At 64.7% G+C, this 18,607-nt stretch carries 15 protein-coding genes, 1 tRNA gene and 1 pseudogene; 7 read left to right on the top strand and 10 right to left on the bottom strand.

The features are described 5' to 3' along the window. Positions 1-8: 8 nt before the first annotated feature. Positions 9-896, top strand: a complete 888-nt coding sequence (locus DXK93_RS26235) for a DMT family transporter (protein ID WP_119451615.1) — start codon at positions 9-11, stop codon at positions 894-896. Between the two features lie 10 nt (positions 897-906). On the opposite strand, the gene DXK93_RS26230 is transcribed toward DXK93_RS26235, so the two are convergent. Then, positions 907-1,932 carry a LacI family DNA-binding transcriptional regulator gene (locus tag DXK93_RS26230; protein WP_054458268.1) on the bottom strand — a complete coding sequence of 342 codons (1,026 nt, stop codon included), beginning with the start codon at positions 1,930-1,932 and terminating at the stop codon, positions 907-909. A gap of 132 nt (positions 1,933-2,064) precedes the next feature. On the opposite strand from DXK93_RS26230, the gene DXK93_RS26225 reads away from it, so the two are divergent. Genes DXK93_RS26225 through DXK93_RS26210 form a run of 4 tightly spaced genes read left to right on the top strand, consistent with a single transcriptional unit; the run spans position 2,065 to position 6,809 of the window. After that, positions 2,065-2,607: a TRAP transporter small permease gene (locus tag DXK93_RS26225; protein WP_054458269.1), complete on the top strand. Its 543-nt coding sequence runs from the start codon at positions 2,065-2,067 to the stop codon at positions 2,605-2,607. 42 nt (positions 2,608-2,649) lie between these two features. Continuing rightward, a complete protein-coding gene (locus DXK93_RS26220) occupies positions 2,650-3,930 on the top strand; it encodes a TRAP transporter large permease (RefSeq protein WP_054458270.1) in 1,281 nt (426 codons plus the stop codon). 22 nt (positions 3,931-3,952) lie between these two features. Then, on the top strand, positions 3,953-4,969 hold the full coding sequence (locus tag DXK93_RS26215; RefSeq protein ID WP_054458271.1) for a TRAP transporter substrate-binding protein: 1,017 nt from the start codon (positions 3,953-3,955) through the stop codon (positions 4,967-4,969). A 58-nt stretch (positions 4,970-5,027) separates the two neighbouring features. Next, positions 5,028-6,809, top strand: a complete 1,782-nt coding sequence (locus DXK93_RS26210; protein WP_054458272.1) for an IlvD/Edd family dehydratase — start codon at positions 5,028-5,030, stop codon at positions 6,807-6,809. A gap of 9 nt (positions 6,810-6,818) precedes the next feature. Here the strand turns inward: DXK93_RS26210 and DXK93_RS26205 are convergent, their stop codons facing one another. After that, positions 6,819-7,211: a YbaN family protein gene (locus tag DXK93_RS26205; protein WP_119451614.1), complete on the bottom strand. Its 393-nt coding sequence runs from the start codon at positions 7,209-7,211 to the stop codon at positions 6,819-6,821. 208 nt (positions 7,212-7,419) lie between these two features. Here DXK93_RS26205 and DXK93_RS26200 point away from each other — a divergent pair, with 208 nt between their 5' ends. After that, complete coding sequence (locus DXK93_RS26200) at positions 7,420-8,916, top strand: methyl-accepting chemotaxis protein (protein ID WP_119451613.1); 1,497 nt, start codon at positions 7,420-7,422, stop codon at positions 8,914-8,916. A 111-nt stretch (positions 8,917-9,027) separates the two neighbouring features. Continuing rightward, positions 9,028-9,666 (top strand): LysE family translocator, encoded by a 639-nt coding sequence (locus DXK93_RS26195; protein ID WP_119451612.1) that lies wholly within the window; start codon positions 9,028-9,030, stop codon positions 9,664-9,666. Positions 9,667-9,756: 90 nt separating this feature from the next. On the opposite strand, the gene DXK93_RS26190 is transcribed toward DXK93_RS26195, so the two are convergent. The 8 genes and pseudogenes from DXK93_RS26190 to asd form a co-directional block, all read right to left on the bottom strand. Further along, positions 9,757-9,951 carry a hypothetical protein gene (locus tag DXK93_RS26190; RefSeq protein WP_054458275.1) on the bottom strand — a complete coding sequence of 65 codons (195 nt, stop codon included), beginning with the start codon at positions 9,949-9,951 and terminating at the stop codon, positions 9,757-9,759. A 159-nt stretch (positions 9,952-10,110) separates the two neighbouring features. Then, on the bottom strand, positions 10,111-11,691 hold the full coding sequence (locus DXK93_RS26185) for a sensor domain-containing diguanylate cyclase (RefSeq protein WP_199728335.1): 1,581 nt from the start codon (positions 11,689-11,691) through the stop codon (positions 10,111-10,113). 394 nt (positions 11,692-12,085) lie between these two features. Further along, positions 12,086-12,162 (bottom strand) — tRNA-Val (locus DXK93_RS26180). Positions 12,163-12,385: 223 nt separating this feature from the next. After that, positions 12,386-13,054 (bottom strand): annotated as a pseudogene (locus DXK93_RS26175) (phosphoribosylanthranilate isomerase); the annotation flags it as partial. Positions 13,055-13,117: 63 nt separating this feature from the next. Then, positions 13,118-14,329 carry a TRAP transporter substrate-binding protein gene (locus DXK93_RS26170; RefSeq protein WP_054458315.1) on the bottom strand — a complete coding sequence of 404 codons (1,212 nt, stop codon included), beginning with the start codon at positions 14,327-14,329 and terminating at the stop codon, positions 13,118-13,120. Positions 14,330-14,381: 52 nt separating this feature from the next. Then, complete coding sequence (gene truA / locus DXK93_RS26165) at positions 14,382-15,191, bottom strand: tRNA pseudouridine(38-40) synthase TruA (RefSeq protein WP_119451610.1); 810 nt, start codon at positions 15,189-15,191, stop codon at positions 14,382-14,384. 3 nt (positions 15,192-15,194) lie between these two features. Beyond that, positions 15,195-17,042 carry a FimV family protein gene (locus tag DXK93_RS26160; protein WP_119451609.1) on the bottom strand — a complete coding sequence of 616 codons (1,848 nt, stop codon included), beginning with the start codon at positions 17,040-17,042 and terminating at the stop codon, positions 15,195-15,197. Between the two features lie 257 nt (positions 17,043-17,299). Next, entirely contained in the window at positions 17,300-18,430 is a 1,131-nt protein-coding gene (gene asd, locus DXK93_RS26155; RefSeq protein WP_054458280.1) for an aspartate-semialdehyde dehydrogenase, read from the bottom strand. Between the last annotated feature and the right edge of the window lie 177 nt (positions 18,431-18,607).

The following is an 18,607-nucleotide window of genomic DNA, read 5'->3' as shown; positions in this document are numbered from 1 at the left end:
CCGCCCACATGAGCTCCGTTCCCATCGCGTTACCCTCGCCCGCCGCCGCGCGCCAGACGGGCATCCTGCTGTTCTTCGCAGCGTTGGTGGCCTTTGCCACCTTCGATGCGGGGTCCAAGCACATGCTGGCGCGCTATCCCGCGCCCTTCCTGAACATCATGCGCTATTCGGCGGTGGCCGTGCTGGCGGTGGCGCTGTTGTGGCGGCACCGCGGCGGACTGCGTCTGCGCGATGCGCCCGAAAAGCCGCTGTTGATCCTGCGTGGCCTGCTGCTGGCCACGGTCGGTACCTGCTTCATGACGGCGCTGATCTGGATGCCGCTGTCGGAAGCCACCGCCATCTACTTCACCTCGCCTCTGATCATGGTGGCGCTGTCGCCCTGGCTGCTGGGCGAGCGGGTGCGACCCGCCCAGTGGACGGCGGTGGCGGCGGGCTTTGGCGGCATGCTGCTGATCGTGCGGCCGGGCTCCAACCTGCCGTGGCTGGGCACGCTGCTGATGGCGGTGTCCGCGGTCAGTTACGCAGTGTTCCAGGTGCTGACGCGCAGGCTTTCGGGCAAGGTGCCCGGGCCCATCCAGTATGCCTACACGGCCTTCATCTGCCTCGTCGTCACCGGGCTGCCCGCGCCCTTCTTCCTGCCGGATCCGTGGCCCGATCTTGCCGACATGCTTTTCATCGTCGGCTTGGGCGCCTGCAGCGGATTGGCGCAGATCTTTCTGATATCCGCCTTCCAGCGCGTGGCGGCGGCGACCCTGGCGCCCCTGAACTACTTCCAGCTGCTGCTGGCGGTGCTGTTCAGCACCTTTTGGTTCCAGCGCCCGCCCGATGGGCTGGCCCTGGCCGGCATGGGGCTGATCATCGCCTCCGGCGTATTCCTGGCGCTGCGCCGGGGCTGAGGCTTGGCGTTCAGCTGGTTTCGCGCTGCACCAGCTTGAAGCCCAGGTCCACATGGCGCTCGGCGACGGGCTCGCCGGCCAGATGGCGCATCAGCAGGCCCGCGGCCGATACGCCGATCTGGTAGCGCGGCGTGGCGATGGTCGACAGCGGCGGCGTGGTCCAGGCCGTGCCCGCTACGTCGTGGAAGCCGACGATGGCCATGCGTTCCGGCACCGGCACGCCCAGCCTTCCGCACTGGAACACCGCCCCCTGGGCCAGGTCATCGTTGCAAAAGAACAGCGCATCGCAGTCGGGATGACGCTCGCGCAGCGCTTCCAGCAGCGAGGCTCCCAGGCCGATGGATGATTTCTCCGGCGTCATGATTTCCAGCGCCGCGTCATACAGGCCCGCGTCCCGCAGCGCCTGGCGGCAGCCTTCGCAGCGGCGCAGCGACCTCGGATCCAGTTGCGCGCCGACGATGCCGATACGGCGGTAGCCCCGCTCCACCAGATGGCGGCCCGCGGCATAGCCGGAATCGAATTGCGAAAAACCCACGCTCATGTGCTCGCCGCCGTCCAGCGTCTCGATCGTGTGCACGGTGGGAATGCGCTGCGTGTCCAGCAGGTCCCATACGCCAGGGTTGTGGTCGATGCCGGTCAGGATCAGGCCGTCGGGCGCGTGCTGCAGGTACTTGCGCAGCAGAGCCTCCTCCTCGTCCAGCGAATAGCCGGTCACGCCGATCAGCATGTGGTAGCCGTGCCGGTCCAGCTCTTCCTTGATCCCCGCGATGATGTCGACGAACACCACGTTGCTCAGCGACGGAATCAGCGCCACGATGGTCTGCGAACGCGCCGACGCCAGCGCGCTGGCCGCATGGTTGGGCACGTAGCCCAGTTCCTGGCACACCCGCGCGATGCGCAGCCGCAGTTCTTCCGCCACCTTGTCCGGCGTGCGCAAGGCGCGCGATACCGTGATCGCGCTCACGCCCACGCGGCGCGCGACATCCTGCATGGTGACGCGGCCGGCGCGTGAACTGCGGGGTTTACGGATGGACATCGGTCCTCGGCATGGGTTGGTGAGCGCGTAGTCTGACGCAAAAAACTGGGGCTTGCCAAACGCAAAATGTTAGCGCTAACATTTCGCACAGCATAACCCTAAAAAATTCCGGGAAACGGATAGGAGACAAGCATGCAAGCTTCCCCACCGGGGCGGCCTGGCGGCACGCCGCTGGCCCGCGCCGCCAATTGGTGCTTCGCGCTGCAGACCTGGCTGATGGTGACCTGTCTGGCCGTCATGGTGGTGCTGCTGTTCGGCAACGTCGCGCTGCGCTACCTGTTCAACTCCGGCATCAACGTCTCTGATGAGATCTCGCGGCTGGCCTTCGTCTGGATGATCTTCCTGGGCTCGGTGATAGCGCTGCGCTCGCATCAGCACATCGGCGTCACCATGCTGGTCGAACGCTTCGGCCCCGCCGCCCGTCGCGCCTCGCACGTGTTCTGCCAGTTGCTGACGCTGTGGGTGCTGTGGCTGATGGCCGAGGGCAGCTGGACCCAGACCGTCATCGGCCTGGACACCGTGCTGCCTGTCACCGGCATGTCGCTGGCAGTGTTCAACGCCGCGGCCCTCTATGCGGCCGCCGCCATGGGCATCCTGACCTTGATCGATCTGGTGCGCGTCCTTGCGGGCGGGCCCTTGCCGGCGGAATCCAGCCCCGAAGACCCGCTGGTCTGACGGCTCCGCCTCCAACTCCCCTACCCCGCCCGGACGCCCGCAATGATCCTGACCGTTTTCCTGCTCGTGCTGCTGGGGCTGATCGCCCTGGGCATGCCTATCGCCTTCGCGCTGCTGCTCAGCGCGATCGCCATGATGTTCCAGCTGGACTTTTTCGATACCCAGATCCTGGCGCAGAACATGCTGTCTGGCGCCAACAGCTTCACCCTCATGGCGGTGCCGCTGTTCATGCTGGCCGGCGAACTGATGAACGCCGGCGGCATTTCGCGCCGTATCGTCAATCTGGCCAGCACCTTCGTGGGCCACATCCAGGGCGGCCTGGGCTATGTGGCCATCTTCGCCAGCGTGCTGCTGGCCGCGCTGTCCGGCTCGGCCGTAGCCGACGCCGCGGCGCTGGGCTCGCTGCTCATCCCCATGCTGCGCGAAAGGGGCTACGACGCGGGCCAGGCCTCCGGGCTGATCGCGGCCGGCGGCATCATCGCGCCCATCATTCCGCCCTCGATCTCGTTCATCATCTTTGGCGTCGCCACCAACGTGTCGATCACCAAGCTGTTCTTCGCCGGCATCGCGCCCGGACTGATGATGGGCCTGACCCTGGTCGCCGTATGGACCTGGGTGGCGCGCAAGCATGGCAGCATCAAGCCCTCGCCGCGCGAACCCTGGAGCAAGCGCTGGAAGGCGCTGCGCGAATCGCTATGGGCCCTGATGCTGCCCGTCATCATCATCGGCGGCTTGCGCGGCGGCATCTTCACGCCGACCGAGGCGGCCGTCGTCGCCGCGGTCTACGCGCTGCTGGTCAGCCTGTTCGTCTACCGCGAAATCGGCGTGCGCGACCTGGCGCCGCTCTTCATCAACGCCGCCAGCACCACCGCCATCGTCATGTTCCTGGTGGCCGCCGCCATGGTCTCGTCCTACATGATCACTCTGGCCGACATGCCGCAGGACCTGATCGCGCTGCTGGAACCCGTGCTGGACCAACCCAAGCTGCTGATGTTCGCCCTGCTGGTGCTGCTGACGCTGGTGGGCACGGTGATGGACCTGACGCCCACCATCCTGATCCTGGCGCCGGTGCTGATGCCGGTGGTCACCAAGGCCGGGATCGACCCCGTCTACTTCGGCGTGATGTTCGTCATGGTGGGTTGCGTGGGCCTGCTGACGCCGCCGGTGGGCACCGTGCTCAACGTGGTTTGCGGCGTCGCCCGCATCAATATGGAAACCATCTGCAGGGGCGTGTGGCGCTATGTCGTCGCCTACACGCTGCTGCTGATCCTGCTGGTGATCTTCCCCGAGCTGATCACCGTCCCCGCACGCTGGATGCATTAGAAAAACCCCAAGGAGGAACACCATGATCACCCGTTTCAAGACCCGCATTCTTGTCCTGGCGACGGCGCTGTCCTGCGCCGTCGCCGGCGTCGCGTCCGCCGCCGACGTCAAACCTCGCCTGATCCGTTTCGGCTATGGCCTGAACGAGGAAAGCGTCCAGGGGCGCGCCGCGCGCCACCTGGCGCAGGAGCTGGAAAAAATCAGCGGCGGCAAGCTCAAGATGAAGACCTTCGGCTCGGCCAACCTGGGCTCGGACGAGCAGATGCAAAGCGCGCTGGTGGGCGGCGTGCAGGAAATGATGGTGGGGTCCACCGCGCCCCTGGCCGGCATGGTCAAGGAGTTCGGCGTGTTCGACCTGCCCTTCCTCTTCAACAGCGAAAAGGAAGCGGACGCCGTGCTGGACGGGCCTCTGGGCCAGGACATGCTGAAAAAGCTGGAAGCCAAGGGCATCATCGGCCTGGTCTATTGGGAAAACGGCTTTCGCAACATGACCAACTCCAAGCGCCCCATCGCGCGCGCGGAAGACCTGCAAGGCATCAAGCTGCGCGTGATGCAGAACCAGATCGCATTGGGCGTCTTCAATACGCTGGGCGCCAACGCCGTGCCCATGCCGTTCTCCGAACTGTTCACCGCGCTGGAAACCCGCACCGTGGACGGCCAGGAAAACCCCATCACCACCATCCAGAGCAGCAAGTTCTACGAGGTTCAGCCCTATCTGACCATCACCCGCCACGTCTACACGCCCTGGGTGGTGCTGGCGTCCAAGAAATGGTGGGACACCCTGTCGCCGGAAGAACAGAAGCTGATCCGCCAGGCGGCCGCATCCTCGCGCGACTTTGAGCGCCAGGACAGCCGTGCGGACTCCCAAAAGGCCATGACCACGCTGGAAAAGGCCGGCATGAAGATCAACACGGTCTCGCCCGAAGAGATCGCGCGCATGCGCCAGAAGGTGCAGCCGGTGGTCGACAAGTACACGCAGGACCTCGGCCCAGAGCTGGTCAAGCAGCTCAACGACGAGATCCAGAAGGCGCGCAACTAAGCCTTTGCGGCCCGCACGCGCGCCGGGCCGCCACGCAACCGCTGTAAACGAGAATCCCATGTCCCAGACTCCCCGCAAGCTGCGCAGCCAGAAGTGGTTCGACGATCCGGCCCACGCCGACATGACGGCCATCTATGTCGAGCGCTACCTCAACTACGGCCTGACGCGCCAGGAACTGCAATCTGGGCGGCCGATCATCGGCATCGCTCAGACCGGCAGCGACCTGGCGCCCTGCAACCGGCATCACCTGGCGCTGGCCGAGCGCATCAAGGCCGGCATCCGCGACGCGGGCGGCATCCCCATGGAGTTTCCCGTGCACCCGCTGGCCGAACAGGGCCGGCGCCCCACCGCCGCGCTGGACCGCAACCTGGCCTATCTGGGCCTGGTAGAGATCCTGCACGGCTATCCGCTGGACGGCGTGGTCCTGACCACCGGCTGCGACAAGACCACGCCCGCCTGCCTCATGGCCGCGGCCACCGTGGATATTCCCGCCATCGTGCTGTCCGGCGGGCCGATGCTGGACGGCTGGCACGACGGCCAGCGCGTCGGCTCCGGCACGGTCATCTGGCATGCGCGCAATCTGATGGCCGCGGGCAAGCTGGACTACGAAGGCTTCATGACGCTGGCCACGGCGTCGTCGCCGTCCGTCGGCCACTGCAACACCATGGGCACGGCGCTGTCGATGAACTCGCTGGCCGAAGCGCTGGGCATGTCGCTGCCCACCTGCGCCAGCATTCCCGCGCCGTACCGCGAGCGCGGCCAGATGGCCTACGCCACCGGGCTGCGTATCTGCGACATGGTGCGCGAGGACTTGCGCCCGTCCCACATCCTGACGCGGCAGGCTTTCGAGAACGCCATCGTCGTGGCCTCGGCGCTGGGCGCCTCCAGCAACTGCCCGCCGCACCTCATCGCCATGGCGCGCCACGCCGGCATCGACCTGAGCCTGGACGACTGGCAGCGCTTGGGCGAAGACGTGCCGCTGCTGGTCAACTGTGTACCTGCGGGCGAGCATCTGGGCGAAGGCTTTCACCGCGCGGGCGGCGTCCCGGCGGTGTTGCACGAACTGGCGGCAGCAGGCCGCCTGCATACCGATTGCGGCACCGTGTCCGGCAAGACCATCGGCGAGATCGCGGCTACGGCCAAGACCAACAATGCGGACGTCATCCGCAGCTGCGACGCGCCGCTCAGGCATCGCGCGGGATTCATCGTCCTCTCGGGCAACTTCTTCGACAGCGCCATCATCAAGATGTCGGTCGTCGGCGAAGCCTTCCGCCGCGCCTATCTGTCGGAGCCCGGTTCAGAGAACGCCTTCGAGGCGCGCGCCATCGTCTTCGAAGGCCCCGAGGACTACCACGCGCGCATCGAAGACCCCTCCCTGAACATCGACGAGCACTGCATCCTGGTGATCCGCGGCGCCGGCACCGTCGGCTACCCCGGCAGCGCGGAAGTGGTCAACATGGCGCCGCCCTCGCATCTGCTCAAGCGCGGCATAGACTCTCTGCCCTGCCTGGGCGACGGCCGCCAGAGCGGCACCTCGGCCAGCCCTTCGATCCTGAACATGTCGCCGGAAGCCGCGGTGGGCGGTGGCCTCGCGCTGTTGCGCACGGGCGACCGCATCCGCGTCGACCTGAATCAGCGCTCGGTCACCGCCCTGGTGGATGAAACAGAAATGGAACGCCGCAAGTTGGAGCCGCCCTACCAGGCGCCGGAATCTCAGACGCCGTGGCAAGAGCTGTACCGGCAACTGGTCGGCCAGCTTTCAACCGGCGGCTGCCTGGAGCCCGCCACCTTGTATCTGAAGGTCGTGGAAACACGGGGCGATCCCCGGCATTCGCATTGACGCCGGCGGCTACCGCGCTTGTCCGCTGCCGGCCTGCGGCCCCTGCGGCGCCGGCCGCGTGACAACATAGGCCGCGCTAGCCAGGAAGAACACGGCCACACCGGCGGCCAGCATCCAAGACGGATGCGCGCCCCACCAGAACAGCATATAGCCCAGCGCCATGCCCAGGCAGGCGTAGGTCTTGCCCTTGCGCGATACGGCGCCCTGATCCCGCCAGGCGCGCAGGGCGGGACCGTAGGTCGGGCTATCCAGCAGCCATTTCTCGAGACGCGGCGAAGAGCGCGAAAAGCAGGCCACCGCCAGGATCAGGAAAATGGTCGTAGGCATGACGGGCAGAAACGCGCCGATCACACCCAATGCCAGCATCAGGCAACCCAGGCAGAGCCACAGTACTCTCATCATGATGGGCAGCAGGATATCCCAGGTTTTCCGCTCGCTTCAAACGCGCCGCGCAAAGCGCCGGTTTTCCGGCCGCCGGTATGGGGCGGATCACCTGGCCGCGTCGCGGCAACAGTAGAGAATAATTTGGAATATATATTCACAAATTGGAATTATTGAATAAAAATCGAACGTGCGCGGGTCCCCGCGCTTCCCGTAGCAAGGAACTGCCATGCGCAACGCAAGCGATTTGCTGGAAGACTCTTACCGCCGCACCGACCGGGCGATGCTGCCTCTGCTCTGGCTGCTGTTTGCCGTCGGACTGTGCTTGGCCCCTCAATACGGACGCTGGGGCGCCGCCATCGGCGTCGGCTTGGCCGCCGCAGGCATACCGTCGCTGTTGATACTCTGGCGGCCCGGCCGCTTGAGTACCCGCCTGGTCGTGGCCTGTAGCCTGATGGTGCTGGCCGCGCTCCATATCCATCTGATGTCCGGCATGGCCGAGATCCATTTCGGCATCTTCGTGCTGCTCTCGCTGCTGCTGGCCTATCGCGACTGGCGCACCATCCTGTGCGCGGCCGTCGTCATCGCGCTGCATCACCTGTCCTTCAACTTCCTGCAGCAATGGGGCTACGGAACAATTTGCTTCACCGAGCCGAGCCTGCCCATGGTGCTGTTGCACGCAGCCTATGTGGTGGTGCAGGCTGCCGCGCTAGGCTGGCTGGCCTGGAAAATGGAACGGGCCGCGGTGGCGGCCGAGGAACTGGCCCGACTCAGTGCGCATATCGGCCGTGAGGCTGGCGTGTTCGACCTGCGCTTTGGCGGCATGAGCATGGACAGCAGCCTGGGCCGCAGCTTCAAGGCCACGATGGACGCCGTGCACCGGACCCTGAGCGGCGTAAGGAACACCGCCACCGCCCTTTCCGCCGCCTCGCGCGACATCATGCAGGACAACCAGCAGCTCGAAGAACGCACCCGGACCCAGGCCGACTCCCTGGAGCGGACCGTTGCATCGATGCGCGACCTGGCCGCCAACGTCCATGACAACGCCGGCAACGCCTTGCAGGCCCGGCAGCTGAGCGACGAAGCGCGGCGCATCGCGGACACGGGCAGCGCCGCGGTAGCGGGCGTGGCGACGGTGATGGGAGAAATCCAGCAGGAAGCCAACAAGATCTCCGAAATCACCGGCTTGATCGACAGCATCGCATTCCAGACCAACATCCTCGCCTTGAACGCGGCGGTGGAAGCAGCCCGCGCCGGTGAAAGCGGGCGAGGCTTCGCGGTCGTCGCCACCGAGGTCCGCGCGCTGGCCCAACGCAGCGCCAGCGCCGCGCGCGAGATCCGCACCCTGATCGACGGCTCGCTGGAGAAGACCAGCAGCGGTTTCCGCCAGGCCGACCATGCCGCCGGCGTGATCCGCGAAGTCGTGGCCAGCATCGAGCGCGTGGCCACCATCGTCGGTCAGATCGGCGACGCGGGCCGGGCCCAGAGTACGGACATCGACGAAGTCAACCAGGCCGTGACGCAAATGGACGAACTGACCCGGCAGAACGCGGCCCGGGTAGCCCAGGCCGCCGACGCCTCGGCGGCCCTGCAATCGCAGGCGACCGAGCTGCTGCAAGCCGTGGGCGTATTCCGCCTGCAGGATGAACGGCAGCCGCAAGCGCAGTCCGCCCCGAGGGCGGCCGCTCCAGCGCGCACCGCGCCGCTGGCGCTGGCGAGCGGCTGAGACCCGGATTTGCGCGAAACGCCTGCCGCCAGCAGGCGCTTCACCGTCCTTTGCAGGGCCGGACTTTCATGGAAGAATCATTGTCTCCCATGGCTCCAGCCCCCAACGACCATGACTCCCTTTGCTTCCATACTCGCTATCCTCGGTGCGCTGTGGCTCGGAGCCATGCTGCCGGGACCAAGCTTCATCATCGTCGCGCGCAAGGCCATCGGCCAGTCCCGCTGGGACGGCCTGGCCTCGGCCTTCGGCATGGGCGCAGGCGGCATGCTGTTCGCCGGCCTGGCGCTGGCGGGGCTGTATTCCCTGTTGCAAAGCGTGGAATGGCTGTACGTCGCGCTGAAAATCGCGGGCGGCGCCTATCTGCTTTACGTGGCTGCCGGCATCTGGCGCAACGCCAGGCAGCCTTTTGCCATGCCCGGCAGCAGCGCGCCAGCATCACGCAATGGAGGTCGTTCCTTCTGGATCGGTCTCACGACCCAGTTGAGCAACCCCAAGACGGCCATCTGGTATGGCAGCATCTTCGCCGCGCTGCTGCCTCAGCATCCGCCGGCATGGACCTATTTCGCGCTGCCGCCCCTGGTGTTCCTGGTCGAATTCGGCTGGTATGCGATCGTGGCGCTCTGTTTTTCGACCAAGGGCCCGCGCGAGGTTTATCTACGGGCGAAGCAATGGATAGACCGGGCAGCGGCGGGCGTTATTGCCGCGCTGGGCTTGCGGCTGATTCTTAATGCGCCCAAAAACGGAATCTAGGAAAAGTCGGGTTTCCGATGCGCAACACGAGCAGCCGCAGCAGATAGAAGCCACGCCGCGGGTGGCGCTTCCCTGCAGACAGGCAAGAACTTACCGCAGCTTTTGCTGATAGAGCTCTTGCGCGCCTTCCAATGAGGCGCGCATTCCGTAAATCGTGCCTCCGCCGCCGCGGCTGAACCATAGTTCGTACTGCCACATCCCGTCCACGAAGACCCGGGAGATCGTCCAGCCCGCTGGCCCTTGCCAGTAATAGTCGTCCCGCTGCGTCCATTCCTCATCGATCATGCTTCGTCCCCTCTCGGCCGAAACCGGGCCGAATTGCGCTGCTGCCGACCTCAAATATACTGTATTTTTATACAGTATATTGAGCCGCAGCATGACGGCCTAGGGGGTATCGAGAAGGCTGACGGATGCAGGTATTCCCGGGCTCAGCCCGGCAGGCGGTTACGCAATCTGCATCTCACGCCGCGCCTGCTTGTCTGCATACATCAATTGATCTGCTTCCCTGAGGACGGCCTGCAGCGCGCTGGCCGATGGGTCGGCATTCACAATGCCAAAGCTCGCGCCGGCGTAGTGAAAACTGCAGTCGTCCAGGGTGTAGATGCCGCTGAGCAACGGGGCCAGGCGCGTGCGCATTGTTTCAACCACAGCATCAGCCGTCGGCCCTGACCTTGCGCCCAAGCCAACGACGACGAATTCGTCGCCCCCCCATCGACCCAGCACCTCTCCAGAACGCAGGCCTGCCGACAGACGTCGGCCAACCTCGATCAAGAATTTGTCGCCGATGTCGTGGCCGTAGGTATCGTTAATCGTCTTGAACCCATCCAGATCTATAAACGCGACTTGAACAGACCGCTGCGTCCGATTCGCCTCCGAGAAATACCGCTCCAACTCCGCCATGATCGCTCGCCGATTCGGCAAGCCGGTAAGCGCATCATGGTTGGCGGCATGCCGTTCATCTTGGCGGCGTCTCACCATTTGCGCGACCACATGGCTGGAGAGAAGGATCAGGACCAGACCGACCATCGCCACCAATCCCGTCGCCCAGATATGCCGCTTGCGCATGGGCGCCAAAGATTCCAGCGAGGCCAGCGTGATCAAGTGATATTGCCCATTAGCCAGCGCCTGCCGCCTCGCCAGATAGGGCCTGCCATCGATGAGCCAACGGCCGGATTGGATGGAGCCGGGTATGGCGCGAATATCCAGGGGTTCGCCGAGGTCTTCATCGCCATCGGAAGGCAGTACCGAATCGGCAGGTAAAAGGGCTGCGACATTACGCAGCATGAACGGCTCGGACGAAGCCGTGGTTACCCTTCCCTGGCGATTCACAACCAACGCGATATGTCGCCCGGCCAGGTAAAGCGCCACATCCGGCGCATCGAACTTTACCGTCACCGAGCCCTGCGGCATGTCATTCGAGTCTTCGATGCGGCTGGCGACGAAATACGATGGACTCTTGTTCAACCGGGCAATGCCGAAGTAACTGCCATAGCCATCACGCAATGCGTCTTCGAGATAAGCCCGACCCGAGTAGATCATGCCGACGATGCTGTCGGGTTCCGCCCAATTACTGGCCGTCACCGTATCGTCCGACATATTGTTCATATAAATGCGGGCGTATCGCAGATCGCTGGCCAGCTCATTCATGAAGTCGCCTACCCTGCGCACCAATGGATCCCGCGTAAACAGGGCCGCTCGCTGCTCTCGAGACAAGTCGGCTGCGCCGGGTGGATCCGTACGGTAACGGACGGCAAGCTGGATCACTTGGCCCTGGCGGGCCACCATGTTCGCTACGCTCACCATCTCGGTGAATAACCGATCCATGACGCGCGCAGTAATTCTTGCCTCGTATTCGGCGCTGGCGGCTAGGCTGTCCAGCCGCGATGCCTCCATTCCCTGCGACATCCAGCGTGCAATAGCTATCACCAACGCAAACCATGCCAGGGCCAGACCAAGCGTCACGCGACGCACGAGGAAATGGCCCTGCCGTTCACGTCTACCTTGTCGCGACAATTCTTCGCTCACAGGGTCCCCTGATTCAAACCAACGGCCTCAGGCAATCATCGGCCAATCCGCCAGTTGTACTGAAAGGAAATGTCTGGCGGCCGGTCAACGGAACTTGACCAAAATGTTCGGCCACGCGCTAATGAATCGCCATATTTCCATTATGCGTGGCTTACTTCAATATGATTCGGCGATTTACCGCGAACTGCGCAGAACGCACAGGCTTGTGCAAATGCAGGGCTAACGGCTGGCGTCGATAGCTGAAGAGTTTTCGCGCCTTTGCCATTGCCCTGCGAAACCATGCTTTGCGGCATGGCGCGCGCCATGCAACGGACGAAACCCAAACAAAAAAGCCGCCAGATCATTGATCTAGCGGCTTTCTCTTTGCCGTGCTTGACAGCACTTTGCAGGAATTTGGTAGGCGGTATTGGAATCGAACCAACGACCTCCACGATGTCAACGTGGCGCTCTAACCAGCTGAGCTAACCGCCTGCAAAGAAGAAGAATTATATAGTGCTTTTTTAAACTATGCAAATCGTCTGGCAAGATTTTTTGCATTATTTATTGCGCTTCGAAGTTTGCGGCGTTTGCGAGGTTTACTTTCGCATGCCTTCAAGCTTGTCTGCGCAACGCGTTTTGAAGTGCCAGTTCCCGGGAACCTTGGACGCCGCTTTTCAGCCTTGCCCCACTACTTCAAACCGCCTGCACCGCACTACTAATTTCCCTTCAGCTTCGCGTCTGCCGCTTGCGCCGCAGCAACGAAGAACGAGATTCTATCAGAACTTTTAATTCCTTGCTCAAGCTCCACGCCGCTACTTACATCGACCGCCCAAGGCCTGACCAATTCCACGGCCTGCCCGACGTTTTCCGCGTTCAAGCCGCCCGACAGGATCAGGGGCCGAGACACCGGATCGGCCCTCACTTCGTCGAGCAACGCGTAGTCGAAACCATGACCGCTGCCACCGTAGCCCGCGCTGTAGCTGTCGAACAGCCAGCCCGCGGCTTCGCCATAGGCGCGGCATGTGGAGGCCAGGTTTTCCGCGGTGTCCAGGCCGGGCGCGCCGGCACGGAATGCCCGCAAAAAACGATGACCGTAGTGCGCGCAGTCCTGCGGTGTTTCATCGCCATGGAACTGCAGCAGCTCCGGCTTGACCTGGTCCAGCACGGCCTGCACCTCGGCCTCTTGCGCATTCACGAACAAGGCCACCACGTCGACAAAGGCGGGCACCATGCGCCGCAACTGGGCTGCGCGCGTCGGCGTCAGGCAACGCTTGCTCTTGGGGTAAAACACAAAGCCGATCGCATCGACGCCCGCCGCGACGGCGGCGTCGATATCCTGTTCCCGGGTCAATCCACAGATCTTGATGCGTGTGCGCATGAAACTCTTCGCTGGCTTGGCCGCCCTGCGCGGCCGGTCGAATCAGTATATCCGGCGTGCAGGCAGCGCCTACGCGCCGGGCTGACCCACGGTGGCCACGAGATTGTCGAAGCTGCCCTCGGCCAGACGGAACCAGGGCGTTTCCTTGTCGCGAAACGCCGCCATGCTGTCGTACAGCTTCTTGAACATGGGATCCTTGGCGCTCATTTCCTGGTAGGCGGCCAGCGAGGCTTCGTAGCTCGCCTGCAGGACCGGCTTGGGAAACGCTTTCAACTGCGCGCCGCGCGACACCAGTCGGCGCAGCGCGTCCGGATTGCCCGCGTCGTACTTGGCGATCATGTTGGCAGTCGCCATACGGCATGCCAGCGTCAAAGCGGACTGATACGGCTTGGGCAGTTCGTCGTAGGCGTCCTGGTTCACATACAAGGATAGCTGCAGCGTGCCCGCCCACCAGCCCGGAAAGTAGTAATTCCTGGCAACTTTATAGAGCGCCAGGTTTTCATCGTCATAAGGGCCGATCCAAGCCACGGCGTCCACGACGCCCTGCTCCAGCGCGGCATAGGCTTCGGCCACCGGCACGTCCACGGGCGTGGCGCCCATCCGCGCCAGCACATGGCGGGCAAACCCGCCCGCCTTCACCTTGAGCCCGCGCAGGTCGTCCACGGTCTTGATTTCCCCGCGAAACCAGCCGCCCATTTGCGCGCCGGTATAACCGCAGGGAAAGTTCAGGATGTTGTACTTGTCGAACAGCACGCGCGTGAGCGCCAGGCCTTCCCCCTGCGTCATCCAGGCGTTCATCTGCCGCGTGTTCAGGCCGAACGGCACGCCGGCGTCAAAGCACAGCGCGGGGTCGACATCGAAGTAGCGGGTCGACGCCGTATGGCCACAATCGACGACGCGATGCTGCACGGCTTCCAGCACCTGCCCCGGCTGCACCAGGTCGCCGGCGGGAAAGATTTCGATGCTGAAGCGCCCGTCCGTCACCTCGTTCACGTAACGCGCCACGTCTTCGGCGCCGGCGAACAAGGTGGGAGACTCGTTGGGAAAACTGGAGGCCAGCCGCCAAGCGACCTTGGCTGGGGCTGCCACCACCGCCGGCGCTTCGGGCGCGGCGGCCGGAGCGGGCGGCGGGCTGGGCGGAGCCTCTTGCGGTCCCGCTGGCGGCGCCGACGGGGCCGGGCTGGCGTTTTCCTCGGCCAACGGAACTTCCTGCGCGAACGCCGGAGCGACCAGAGCGGCGCCGCCCAGGGCGGTCTGCTTCAAAAACGCGCGGCGTTGCATGACAAAAGCCTCCATCGGATACGGGCAGGCATCGCCGTTGCCGGCGGCATCCCTAATAGGTTTGAGTAAACGGCGACAGCAACTGCGATCCCCCGTCGAGCTCATCCAGGCCGAACTCTTCCGGATAATCGATGGCGGACAGGTACAGCCCATCGGGCGCGAAGGTCGGCGCGCCCCGCTTGCGGTCGCGCCAGGACAGCAACTGCGCCATCCAGTCCACCGATTCGCGCCCTTGCCCGATCTGCAACAGCGCGCCCATGATGTTGCGCACCATATGATGCAGGAAGGCATTGGCCTTCAGCGTGAACACCAGGAACGGCCCGCGCTCATCGATATCCAGCCGGTAGAGATGGCGCACAGGATGCTTGGCCTGGCACTGCGAGGAACGGAAGCTGGAAAAATCGTGCTCGCCCAGCAAGGCATTCGCCGCGGCCCGCATGGCATCGACGTCCAGCGGTTGAAAGCACCAGCCCGCCCGGCCAGCCCACAATGCCGGCCGCACCCGGCCGCGCCATAACAAATATACGTAGGTACGGGCGCGCGCGGAAAACCGCGCGTGGAATTCGTCCGATACCGGCTGCGCCCACTGGACTGAAATGCTGGGAGGCAGGAAAGCATTCACCCCCCGGACCCAGGACTCCATCCGGCGGTCGAGTTCAGTGTCCAGATGAATCACCTGCATCGCGCCGTGCACCCCGGTATCGGTGCGGCCGGCGCAGATCGTCGCCACCGGCCCTTCCACACCACAAAAACTGCCCAGGGCGGCCTCCAACGTGTCCTGCACCGTTTGCCGATGCGGCTGTGTCTGCCAACCCTGCCAGGCGGAGCCGTCGTACGCCAGCCCCAATGCAACTCTAGACATGTATCAAACCCGTGGCCCGCCGACACGGTGCGGTTCGTCCGTGGGCGGTTCGTCCAGGTCGAGATTGATGCTTCCGAGCTTGCGGTTCAGCGCCGCCGTATCCAGCGCTGGCTCGTTGAATTCGTAGGTTTCCTCGTCATCGTCCCCGCGCCGCGCACCGGCCCGGCGCAAGAGCCAGGCAATCGCGAATGCGATCAGCGCCAGCACTGCAGTGACGATAACGAGCAGATTGTCGGCCAGCCACCCGGGCATGTCCGAAGCGGAATCCTTGCCTGCCGGCGTGCCAGCGGCCTGATCTGGCGTAGATGCCCCAGAAGCGCCTGGGGCGCTCGAGGTGTTCGCAGGTCCTGCCGACCCTGTTGCGCCGGGCGTACCTGCTGCGCCCGGAGAGCCCGGCGTACCCGACGCGCCTGTCGCGCCCGAAGCGCCTGCCGCGCCCGACGCGCCTGTTGCACCCGAAGTGCCTGCTGCTCCCGAAGTGCCTGCTGCTCCCGAAGCGCCTGCAGCTCCCGAAGTGCCTGCTGCTCCCGAAGCGCCTGCAGCTCCCGAAGCGCCTGCCGCACCCGAAGCGCCTGCCGCACCCGAAGGACCTGCTGCTCCCGAAGCGCCTGCCGCTCCCGAAGCGCCTGCTGCACCCGAAGCGCCTGTTGCACCCGAAGCGCCTGTTGCACCCGAAGCGCCTGCTGCACCCGGAGCGCCTGTTGCACCCGAAGCGCCAGTTGCACCCGCAGCGCCAGTTGCACCCGGAGCGCCTGTTGCACCCGAAGTGCCTGCCGCGCCCGGCGACGCCGCAGTACCAGAAGCGCCACCAGCGGCGCCTTGCTGTGCCACCGCCTTGTTCAAATCGTCGACGTTGCTTTGCAACTGGCTCACGCGCCCCTGGACATCGGCCATGGCGCGCTCAGTCGACGTCTTGGCATCGGCCTGCGCCTCTGCTTGCGCCGATGCGCTGTCTTGCGCCTGCCCCGAGGACAGCCGCACGCGATCCTGCGGCGGCGATGCGCTGGCCGCCCCGGCATCAGCAGGAGGCGCGACGCTGCCCGAAGCCGCGCCCTGCCCCTGGACCACGGAGGGATTCGCGCCGGCCGCCGCGCCGATGCGGGCGCGGTACTTCGCGAACGCCTCGGCATGTTCATTGAAGATGCGCCGCGCCTCGGCCGGATCCACCGCGCGCACGGTAGCCGCATCGGGAATCGTCAGCCTCTGGCCGGCTTTCACCAGATTCATATTGTTCTGGATGAAGGCCTCGGGATTGGCGCGCCACAAGGCCACCAGCATCTGATAGACCGATGCGTTGGGCACCGCATTGCGCTGCGCGATCGCGAAAAGATTGTCGCCGGACTTCACGTTGACCGAACGCGATCCCGCCGCGCGCCCCGGCGTGCCGACCGCAGCCGGCGTCACGTCGGCCGTCGTGCCGCGCAACGGCACCAGAATGCTGACCTGCACCTGGCGCTGCCCGGAACTGGAGTTGATATTCAGCAGCAGATCAACCGCGCCGCTGGCCGGCGGCTGCGAGGCCCGCACGCGCAGATTCTTGCGCGTGGCGTCCAGGCCGTCCTCGACCCGGACCACCATGCTTGCCAGCGGAACCGGCGGCTTCAGACCTGCGCGTTGCCAGGAGGCCTCGTCAGCCACCGACACCTTGAGCGATGCGATTTCCTCGGGCGTGAGCTCCTGCAATCCCACCACCGCCTGCAGCGGCGCGCCCGGCACGGAAACCACCCGCGAATGCCCCACGCGCATGGCCATGGCGGTACTGCACACGCTTGAGCCAATCGCCAGCGCAATCGCCCACTGCAGGGCTTTTAAACGGCGGGCATGCTTCACTTGGCGCGAACGCTGGGTCATAAGCTGGAATTCCGTCTTGTAGTCGACTTGCGGGCTGGAGCCGGCTCACGCCATCTCGGTGAGAACAGGCATCAATTCACGGGAAAAGTGTAATGGATCATGCGCATTTCACAAACCTGAAAGGCCCGGCCGCGTTTGCTGGCGGGCCTGTCCGCCGATACAGCACAGACTCTGCGCAAACGGCAAGGGCACCCTGAGGTGCCCTTGCTTGCCTTGCGCGCCTGGTCAGGCGGCGCCGAACGCCGCCTGCGACGGCATCAGGCTTCGGCCAGCGCAATGCGCAGCATGCGGCGCAGCGGCTCGGCGGCGCCCCACAGCAACTGGTCGCCCACGGTGAAAGCGCCCAGGTATTGCGAGCCCATCGACAGCTTGCGCAGGCGGCCCACCGGAATGTCCAGCGTGCCGGTAACGGCGACCGGAGTCAGCGCGGAAACCGTGGCTTCCTTGGTGTTGGGCACGACCTTCGCCCACTGCGTGCCTTCGGCGATCAGCGCTTCGATCTCGTCCAGCGGCACATCGCGCTTGAGCTTGATGGTCAGCGCCTGGCTGTGGCAGCGCATCGCGCCGATGCGCACGCACAGGCCGTCGATCGGCGTAGCGGGCGTGCCGAAGGCTGCGCCGCGGCCCAGGATCTTGTTGGTCTCGACCTCGCCCTTCCACTCTTCCTTGGACATGCCGTTACCCAGATCCTTGTCGATCCAGGGAATCAGGTTGCCGCCCAGCGGCACGCCGAAGTGCTCGTGGGGAAGCGCCGGGTCCTTTTGCTTGGCCAGCACGCCGCGGTCGATTTCCAGGATGGCCGACGCGGGATCATCCAGCAGCGACTTGACCGATTGATTGATCTCGCCGAACTGGGTCAGCAGTTCGCGCATGTGTTGCGCGCCGCCGCCGGAAGCCGCCTGGTAGGTCATGGAAGTCATCCATTCGACCAGGTCGTTGTTGAACAGGCCGGCCAGGCCCATCAGCATGCAGCTGACCGTGCAGTTGCCGCCGATGAAGTTGCGCACGCCGCGCTTGAGCGCCGCGTCGATGACCGGACGGTTGACCGGATCCAGCACGATGATGGCGTCATCGGCCATGCGCAGGGTGCTGGCGGCATCGATCCAGATGCCGTTCCAGCCTGCGCCGCGCAGCTTGGGATAGACCTCGGAGGTGTAGTCGCCGCCTTGCGCCGTCACGATGATCGGCAGTTTTTTCAGAGCGTCAATGTTGTAGGCGTCTTGCAGCGGGCCTGCGCCAGTGGCCCAAGTGGGCGCGGCGCCGCCAGCGTTGCTGGTGGAGAAAAACACCGGTTCGATCAGTGCGAAGTCGTTCTCGTCGCGCATGCGTTGCATGAGCACCGAGCCGACCATACCGCGCCAGCCGACAAGGCCTACTGCTTGATTCATTTCAATCGCTCTTTAAAGGTGTGGAGACTAGGGTCCAGGGGAAAAAGCCGTGCAATTCAACAATTTATCAGAATGCACGGCCGGATGTTGCGGCGCAGCTAGAAATAATAGGGGCCGCAATGGATACAGGGCGCTTTCGAGGCGAGGCCACAACAGCAAAACAAGGGGCGGCCCAGC

Source organism: Achromobacter sp. K91 (assembly GCF_003576205.1).
GTDB classification, from domain to species: Bacteria; Pseudomonadota; Gammaproteobacteria; order Burkholderiales; family Burkholderiaceae_B; genus Achromobacter; species Achromobacter aegrifaciens.
Note: the sequence above shows the minus strand (reverse complement) of the source record. Positions and strands in the feature narration are given on the sequence as shown.

Excerpts from the sequence above, each read along its gene's own strand:
- DXK93_RS26235 (WP_119451615.1), top strand. The coding sequence starts at position 9 with ATGAGCTCCGTTCCCATCGCGTTACCCTCGCCCGCCGCCGCGCGCCAG.
- DXK93_RS26230 (WP_054458268.1), bottom strand. The coding sequence starts at position 1,932 with ATGTCCATCCGTAAACCCCGCAGTTCACGCGCCGGCCGCGTCACCATG.
- DXK93_RS26225 (WP_054458269.1), top strand. The coding sequence starts at position 2,065 with ATGCAAGCTTCCCCACCGGGGCGGCCTGGCGGCACGCCGCTGGCCCGC.
- DXK93_RS26220 (WP_054458270.1), top strand. The coding sequence starts at position 2,650 with ATGATCCTGACCGTTTTCCTGCTCGTGCTGCTGGGGCTGATCGCCCTG.
- DXK93_RS26215 (WP_054458271.1), top strand. The coding sequence starts at position 3,953 with ATGATCACCCGTTTCAAGACCCGCATTCTTGTCCTGGCGACGGCGCTG.
- DXK93_RS26210 (WP_054458272.1), top strand. The coding sequence starts at position 5,028 with ATGTCCCAGACTCCCCGCAAGCTGCGCAGCCAGAAGTGGTTCGACGAT.
- DXK93_RS26205 (WP_119451614.1), bottom strand. The coding sequence starts at position 7,211 with ATGATGAGAGTACTGTGGCTCTGCCTGGGTTGCCTGATGCTGGCATTG.
- DXK93_RS26200 (WP_119451613.1), top strand. The coding sequence starts at position 7,420 with ATGCGCAACGCAAGCGATTTGCTGGAAGACTCTTACCGCCGCACCGAC.
- DXK93_RS26195 (WP_119451612.1), top strand. The coding sequence starts at position 9,028 with ATGACTCCCTTTGCTTCCATACTCGCTATCCTCGGTGCGCTGTGGCTC.
- DXK93_RS26190 (WP_054458275.1), bottom strand. The coding sequence starts at position 9,951 with ATGATCGATGAGGAATGGACGCAGCGGGACGACTATTACTGGCAAGGG.
- DXK93_RS26170 (WP_054458315.1), bottom strand. The coding sequence starts at position 14,329 with ATGCAACGCCGCGCGTTTTTGAAGCAGACCGCCCTGGGCGGCGCCGCT.
- truA (WP_119451610.1), bottom strand. The coding sequence starts at position 15,191 with ATGTCTAGAGTTGCATTGGGGCTGGCGTACGACGGCTCCGCCTGGCAG.
- DXK93_RS26160 (WP_119451609.1), bottom strand. The coding sequence starts at position 17,042 with ATGACCCAGCGTTCGCGCCAAGTGAAGCATGCCCGCCGTTTAAAAGCC.
- asd (WP_054458280.1), bottom strand. The coding sequence starts at position 18,430 with ATGAATCAAGCAGTAGGCCTTGTCGGCTGGCGCGGTATGGTCGGCTCG.